Consider the following 7216-nt stretch of genomic DNA (forward strand, 5'->3'; position numbering starts at 1 on the left):
GTAGAGTGTGAAGGCGGTGTCTATGCGTTATGGGCTCCAGGCTTGAAACCGCGGTGAATGGCGACGATGCCGCCGGTAAGGTTGCGGTACTGCACGGAGGCGAAGCCCGCTTCCTTGAACTTCTGCGCCAGTTCCTGCTGGTTGGGCCATGTGATGATGGACTCGGCGAGGTATTCGTAGGATTCGGGGTTGGAGGAGATTGCGCGGGCGATCGGCGGGATTGCCTTCATAATGTAGTTCTTGTAGACCGCGCCGAAGGGGGCGAAGGTTGGGGTGGAGAACTCGAGGATAACGATGCGGCCGCCGGGCTTGAGCACGCGGTAGATTTCGCTCAGTGCTTTGGGGTAGTCAGCGACATTGCGCAGGCCGTAGGACATCGTGACTGCGTCGAAGGTTTCATCTTCGAAGGGCAGGGCGGTGACGTCTGCCTGCACGAAGGTCATGTCGGGACGACGGCGGCGGCCCACGTCGAGCATGCCTTCGGAGAGGTCTGCTGCGATGACATCCACGCCGGCGTCGGCGAAGGGTTCGGAGGAGACGCCGGTACCTGCGGCTACGTCCAGTACTTTCTGGCCGGGGCGCGCGTCGACGGCGGCGACGGCCTGTTTGCGCCAGTAGATGTGCTGACCAAGCGAGAGGATGCCGTTCATGAGGTCGTAGCGTTCAGCGACGGTATCAAACATGGCGGCGATATCGCTGGTTTTCTTGTCTAGGGTTGCGCGGGTTGCGCGGGTGTTCTTCTCTGCGTTCACGCTCTCAATTGTGGCATGGAGGTTACTAGATTCAATAGTTGGGTAACCCGTAGTAGTGTCGCACGGTGCGTTAAGGTGCGTTCTGAAGTTATTTTTAAGTCGCCAATTCGGGGTTTTATTCAGTTTTTTCGATGGGATTTATGCACATTCAGCAAAATTTATGAATATTTATGTATATTCTTGCATTTTTTAACATAGGGGCGCACAATGGAGCCTAGAGTTCATAGAACACACCTCACACAGGAGCATCCCAATGAACACCGCAATCTTCAAAATGGTATCCCTCAAACCCCTCGCACTGCTGGCAGTGCTCCCCCTGGCACTGACCGGCTGCGTCTCCACCGCCAATGAGAACACCGACCCTAACGGCGAGGTCAGCCTCGTAAAGTCCGGCACCCTCAGCGTCTGCACCAACACCCCCTACAAGCCCTTCGAATACGAAGAAAACGGTAGCATCGTCGGTCTGGATGCAGACATCGCCAACGCTATCGCCTCCGACCTGGGTGTGAAGGCTCAGCTGACCTCCATCAGCTTCGAGGGTCTGGACTCCGGTACCGGCCTTGTCACCGGTCAGTGCGATATCGCTCTGGCGGGTATCGGAGTAACCGATGAACGTAAGAGCAAGATGGAATTCACCACCGTCTACTTTGACGACAACCTGGCAATCCTGGTCCCCAAGGGTTCCTCCATCACCTCCGCAGCAGACCTAAAGGGTGTCAGCGTTGGTGCACAGCAGGCAACCAGCGGCGAATCCTACGCCAAGGAAAACGGTGCAGAGGTCATCCAGTACGAAGACACCTCCCTCATGTTCTCCGCTCTGAAGACCGGTCAGGTCAAGGCAGTCGCAGCGAACCTCTCCGTGGTTTCCGAGGCACTGACCAACAACCCGGACTCCTTCAAGATCGCCTACCAGGATTCCGATAACACCGAGCAGATTGCCGCAGCAGTTTCCTCCAACAACAAAGCCCTGCTGACCAAGGCAAACGCCACCATTACCAAGCTCAAGGAAAACGGCGAGCTCGACAAGATGAAGGCCAAGTGGGTTGGTGTCACCTCCACGAGCGCCTCTTCCTCCGCTTCCTAAGCGTCTAGCCGGTTAGCTTCTCCCCCAATTCAGGAGTACCCTTACTACTTTTGGGTTGGGGGATTCTCCGGCCTTTACCCTTGTGAGCGTATAAAACGCTCTTGACCGAATAGCACACGGATAAGAAAGCGCATGTCCTCTAAACTCTCACCCCGCCAGAAGCAGAAGCTCTTCAGCTACGCACAGTACGCCCTTCTGTCAGTTATCGCCCTGACGGCCATTCTGCTGGCTGACTGGAAGACCCTCAGCCAGCAGGTATTCAACCTTGATGTTGCGGCTCAGCAGTTCCCCGACGTCATCACCGTGGCATTGAAGAACACCCTGCTGTACACCACCTTGGGCTTTATCGTGGGCCTCTCCGGCGGTCTGCTGCTGGCGCTCATGCGTATTTCTTCCATCGCCCCCTACCGTTGGATTGCGACCCTGTACGTGGAGCTTTTCCGCGGTATCCCGGCGCTGCTGGTCTTCTTCGCCTTCGGTTACGGTATTCCCCTGGCGTTCAAGATCCGCTTCGTGGATAACCTGATTCCGGTGACCCTGTCCCTGGGTATGGTTTCGGCAGCTTACATTAGTGAGGTTCTGCGTGCGGGTCTACAGGCGATTCCGAAGGGCCAGATGGAGGCGGCACGTTCCCTGGGTATGTCCCACACTCGTGCAATGATTTCGATCATTATTCCGCAGGCGTTCCGCGTGGTTCTGCCCCCGCTGACCAACGAGGTTATCCTGCTAACCAAGGACTCCTCCCTCGTGTACCTGCTGGGCGTGACGGTTTCTCAGTACGAGCTGGCAAAGTTCGGCCGTGAGGGCCTGACCGCCGCTAACGCGGGTCTGACTCCCCTGGTGGTTGCAGGTCTGTGCTACCTGATTATCACTGTTCCGCTGGGCCAGCTCTCCGCATATTTTGAGCGCCGCACCCAGCTTGCGGGCCGCAAGTAAGCGCAACGACAGATACGGATTACGGAAGATACTATGACTGCTTCAACTTCATCCATGGCCGCCTCCTCGGTGCGCATCTCCAACCTGCACAAGTCCTACGGCAAGGTTCAGGTTCTTAAGGGCATTGACATGCAGGTCGAGCCGGGCGAGGTCGTGTGCCTTATCGGCCCTTCGGGTTCCGGTAAGTCCACCCTGCTGCGTTGCGTGAACCTGCTGGAGGAGCCGAACGACGGCACCATCATGGTGGGCGATACCGAGGTCACCGACCCGGACGTAGACATTAACCGCGTGCGTACCCACATGGGTATGGTGTTCCAGCAGTTCAACCTGTTCGGTCACCTGAACATTCTTGATAACTGCACGATCGCTCAGATTAAGGTTCTGGGCCGTTCCACGGCGGAGGCGGAGGCGGTTGCCCTCGAGCAGCTCGCCAAGGTGGGTCTGGAAGGCAAGGAAGACCGTTTCCCGGCTCAGCTGTCCGGTGGTCAGCAGCAGCGTGTGGCTATTGCACGCGCGCTGTCCATGAACCCGGACCTAATGCTCTTTGACGAGCCGACCAGTGCGCTCGACCCGGAGATGGTCGGCGAGGTTCTGAGTATTATGCGCAACCTTGCTAACGAGGGCATGACCATGATCGTGGTGACTCACGAGATGGCATTCGCCCGCGAGGTCGCCGATAAGGTCGTCTTCATGGCCGACGGCGTGGTCGTGGAGGAGGGCCCCGCCGATCAGGTGATTGGCAACCCCCAGCACGAACGTACTCAGGCTTTCTTGGCGCGCGTGCTCGATCCGACCCACACCGTAGTAGACTAGTACTAGCTCTTGAAAAACATAGCGGGCGGTGCTGTACGAAACATTCTGTTTCGCGCAGCACCGCCCGCTTTTTAATGCTCTAGTTCGCGGCTATTTCGGTTCTAGAAGATACGGCGCGCCACCTTGTCAAAGAGACGGTCCGGCAGCACGGTATGCAGGAACACGGAGGGCTTAGCACCGAAACCCACCAGGTAGCGGGTCTTGGGTCGGCGCGCCTCCAGGGCTCGCAGAATAGTCCTAGAGATCACTTTGGGCTCTGAGAGGTTGGAGGACGGCGAGTAGAGCCTACGCATATTTGCAGCAACACGCTGTGCCTGCTCAGCGTAGACACCGTTTCGGGAAGATTCCTCCAGGTGGTCTGCCGCGATGAGGCCCCAGGGGGTCTTAATACCGCCGGGCTCGATAATGACCACGTCAATACCGAACTCTTCAACTTCCATGCGCAGTGCATCGCTGAACGCTTCGAGGGCGTACTTGGTGGCGTGGTACCAGGCTCCGAGGGGCATGGTAATACGCCCCGCCATCGAGGAGAGGTTCAGGATGCGCCCGCGACCCCGTGCGCGCATATGCGGCAACACCAGCTGGGTGAGGCGCGCCAGGCCGAAGAGATTCACCTCGAACTGGCGACGTGCCTCGTTGATGGGGACGTCTTCAATAGCGCCGTAAAATCCGTAGCCCGCGTTGTTGATGAGCACGTCAATGCGGCCTTCTGCGTCAATGATCTGCTGTACGGCGGCTTCCATGGATGCCTCATCGGTAACGTCCAGGCTCAGCGCTTTCACACCCTCGGAGGCGAGCTCTTCAATCTTCTCAACGCGGCGGGCGGCACCGTATACGGTGTAGCCGTAGCGCACCAGTAGCGGCGCCACGTCGTATCCAATACCGGAGCTGGCGCCGGTGAGAAGAACGACGGGGCGTTGTACTGATTTGGGCATTGCGTATCCTTTCGGGTTGTCCTCTGCAGTATTAGCGGGAGTGTACTTCTCAGGGTACGCTACACGCGGTGTATAAGCATGCAGAGAGCTCGGGGTGTAGCGTGAGGGTATTCTCACCGGCATACGTAAGGGCATGAAGGCATACAAAAAGCTCGCCGCGGCATCCTGTGCAGATGCGGCGGCGAGCTAATGTTTTGGGGTCAGGGGTTTAGAGACCGGGGTTTAGACCTCTTCGACGTCAATATTGACCTTGGGTTCGGGGTGCGATTCGCCGGTCAGCATAGTCACCAGCAGGGTGGAGTCCTGAACGGCGCGCAGGGAGTGCAGCAGCTTGGCAGTCACGTGGATGGGCTTGCCGGGCACCAGGGTAATATCGCGGTCCTTCACGTGGAAGAGGACCTCGCCCTTGAGCACCTGCACGAAGATGGGGTGTATGCTATGGTGCTCGTGCCAGGACTGGCCTGCAGCCAGTTCCATGAGGGTCAGGTTACCGCCGTCGGCATCAACGATCTTGCGTGCCTGGGGTTTATCGTCAAAGGGGGTCAGCGCTTCGGTGAGCTGGGGAAATACGAGGACGCGGCCTTCATGGGTACCTGCCATGGTACGCACCTTTCTCTTCAGGGGTGAGCGAAAGGGGGAACACAATCCCCTCCCTATATTTGGTATAGAAAATACTAAATTATTTATTATTGTATTCCCCTGCTAGCAACGAAACAATGCCTCAGCTCACATCAAACTAAAACACCCGCGCAGGAAGGGGAACAATATTTACTGGTAACTCCACACCTTAGAATAGGCGGAGCGATTACTATTACGCGGACGCAACAGGCTCACCAACATCGCCGTCGTACCAAAGCTCACCGCAGTAATCATGCAGGTTGCCGCGGTAAATGCACCACCGGGAATCGGCGCAAAAATCGCAATCAGATACAGGATGACCGCGCAGAACGACAGGAACAGCGTTGCAATCGTCATCAACGGCACCAGCACCAAACCACCACGCGCCGGAACCGCAAAATCTGCTGGACGCACATAACGCAGCACACCCATACCCACAACCGTCCAGATGGCGGTAACCAGAATAGCGGTCACAACATCCGCCGGGCGATGCCACCCGTTAATAATGGTGGAGGCACCCGTCAGACAGGTCGCCAACGCGGCACACAGCGCTACCGTAGGCCGCAAAAAACGAGGTGCCGCCAAGAACAGAGCCGCACCCGCTGCTGCCGCGAAGGTCGTGTGGCCGCTGGGTGCCGAGTTGATCAGTGCCTCCTGAACGCCCAGATCAGGCTTCACAATCAGATAGTGCTTGAGCAGATACGTACTCGTCACCGCGGCAACCCCGACCAACACACCAATCAGCAAGGGCAGGAACCGATGCTTCCAAATCAGCACCGCGACCAGACCCAAGACGGCAATCATGCCGACAACCGCGGGGAGAGAATCCAGCGCGGTCAGGGTCGGACCGCTGTAGCTCTTGAACTGGTTTGCATACTCGGTGTACGCCTGCTCATCAACCTGCTGGCCGGTCGTCGTGTAAATGAAGAACGCGAACACACCGTAGAGCAACAGCCCCAAGAACAGCAACGCCATCACGTGACGCATCAGAATACCGCTACTCGGAAGATGGTGCCCTTGCTCTTCGCCGGGACGATCCACCGGGCGGCCCGAAGCATCCACGGGGACCTGACCGGTCTGAACATACGCACCGTTCGGGTAGGCAGCTGCAGGATACGCCTCGGGCGGATAAGCCACCGGCTGCGGAGGCGCCTGCGGGGGCATCTGCGGAGGAACAGGCTGCTGCGCGCCCATCTGAGGCACACCCCTCTGGCGCGCACCCATTGGGGAGGCGCCCGTCTGATTGTTTAGCGGAAAACCGCTCACCGGAGGCTTCGGTGGATTGAGACGGCGAGTAGCCTGCATCGGCTCATCCGCACTGTAGTTGCCCTGGGAATCACGTTCCTGTAGCGAGGGAATCGTCTCAGGAATCTTGATGGGGGCGCGGTAGGCACGCGGCAGAGGACGGGTTGCACCTATAACCTCTGAAAGTTCGGGGTGCAAAGAAATAACTTCGGTATTCGCGGATTCAGCGTTCGCGGAACCCTCATTTGTGGGACCTACAGACGCAGCTTCGTGAGCCAGCGATAAACCGTAATCCTTCAGAACTTTCGTACGGTCATCACTGTGCCTTGCAGCAGGGGTGGCCGTTTCGTGGGCTCTAAGCACCTGGGTAGGGTCCTGATAGTCAGAGAGCACTGCAGCGGCATCAGAGCTAAAAGCCGTGGTAGGCGCGTTATCAGAAGGGTGAAGAGCGCGAGTAGCATCCAGGTTCTCCGAATCACCCCAACCGGGATTCCCCGCACCTGTTGCTTGCTCTTTTGATGTCTTCTTCATAACCTCTCCGTACCTTCTGACCCTCATATCTATTAGCGGTATTCACCCTGCCGGTACCCACTGTTTGGGCGGTAGCCCCCAAGCCACCGATTTCACGTACCACAGCGCCGGTTCTTTCGGGTGAATAACTACCTACTATTCCAGGTTAAGCTATGAAAAACTAAAGTTTTTTCGACCATAACCTGAGAGTTTCCAGAGAATGCGTGATAGGGTGCGAGCGCGCCCACCCCCCCAGAATGCTATGGTGAGCTCATAGCGCATCAAAGAAGGGCAGATACCTTGAACACCAGTATGAGCGTGCC

Annotated in this window: 7 protein-coding genes; 3 read left to right on the top strand and 4 right to left on the bottom strand. The window is 57.5% G+C overall.

What is annotated here, in order from left to right; genetic code table 11:
• Positions 1-20: 20 nt before the first annotated feature.
• On the bottom strand, positions 21-752 hold the full coding sequence (locus O3648_RS06230; RefSeq protein ID WP_314078841.1) for a demethylmenaquinone methyltransferase: 732 nt from the start codon (positions 750-752) through the stop codon (positions 21-23).
• A 253-nt stretch (positions 753-1005) separates the two neighbouring features.
• On the opposite strand from O3648_RS06230, the gene O3648_RS06235 reads away from it, so the two are divergent.
• The 3 genes from O3648_RS06235 to O3648_RS06245 all read left to right on the top strand — a co-directional run bounded on the left by O3648_RS06235 (position 1006) and on the right by O3648_RS06245 (position 3585).
• Entirely contained in the window at positions 1006-1836 is an 831-nt protein-coding gene (locus O3648_RS06235; protein ID WP_279740775.1) for an ABC transporter substrate-binding protein, read from the top strand.
• A gap of 132 nt (positions 1837-1968) precedes the next feature.
• On the top strand, positions 1969-2772 hold the full coding sequence (locus tag O3648_RS06240; RefSeq protein WP_279740777.1) for an amino acid ABC transporter permease: 804 nt from the start codon (positions 1969-1971) through the stop codon (positions 2770-2772).
• 33 nt (positions 2773-2805) lie between these two features.
• Positions 2806-3585 (top strand): amino acid ABC transporter ATP-binding protein, encoded by a 780-nt coding sequence (locus O3648_RS06245; protein WP_279788530.1) that lies wholly within the window; start codon positions 2806-2808, stop codon positions 3583-3585.
• Between the two features lie 101 nt (positions 3586-3686).
• On the opposite strand, the gene O3648_RS06250 is transcribed toward O3648_RS06245, so the two are convergent.
• The 3 genes from O3648_RS06250 to O3648_RS06260 form a co-directional block, all read right to left on the bottom strand.
• Positions 3687-4520 (bottom strand): oxidoreductase, encoded by an 834-nt coding sequence (locus O3648_RS06250; RefSeq protein ID WP_279740779.1) that lies wholly within the window; start codon positions 4518-4520, stop codon positions 3687-3689.
• 222 nt (positions 4521-4742) lie between these two features.
• Positions 4743-5120, bottom strand: coding sequence for a cupin domain-containing protein (locus tag O3648_RS06255; RefSeq protein WP_371569116.1), 378 nt, complete (start codon positions 5118-5120; stop codon positions 4743-4745).
• Between the two features lie 168 nt (positions 5121-5288).
• Positions 5289-6581: a phosphatase PAP2 family protein gene (locus O3648_RS06260; protein WP_371569118.1), complete on the bottom strand. Its 1293-nt coding sequence runs from the start codon at positions 6579-6581 to the stop codon at positions 5289-5291.
• Between the last annotated feature and the right edge of the window lie 635 nt (positions 6582-7216).

Origin of the sequence: Rothia sp. 27098_8_161 (assembly GCF_041432905.1) — a bacterium.
Lineage (GTDB): Bacteria > Actinomycetota > Actinomycetes > Actinomycetales > Micrococcaceae > Rothia.

Bases quoted from the DNA above. Each gene is read 5' to 3' on its own strand.
- O3648_RS06240 (WP_279740777.1), top strand. From the start codon at position 1,969: ATGTCCTCTAAACTCTCACCCCGCCAGAAGCAGAAGCTCTTCAGCTAC.
- O3648_RS06245 (WP_279788530.1), top strand. From the start codon at position 2,806: ATGACTGCTTCAACTTCATCCATGGCCGCCTCCTCGGTGCGCATCTCC.
- O3648_RS06235 (WP_279740775.1), top strand. From the start codon at position 1,006: ATGAACACCGCAATCTTCAAAATGGTATCCCTCAAACCCCTCGCACTG.
- O3648_RS06250 (WP_279740779.1), bottom strand. From the start codon at position 4,520: ATGCCCAAATCAGTACAACGCCCCGTCGTTCTTCTCACCGGCGCCAGC.
- O3648_RS06255 (WP_371569116.1), bottom strand. From the start codon at position 5,120: ATGGCAGGTACCCATGAAGGCCGCGTCCTCGTATTTCCCCAGCTCACC.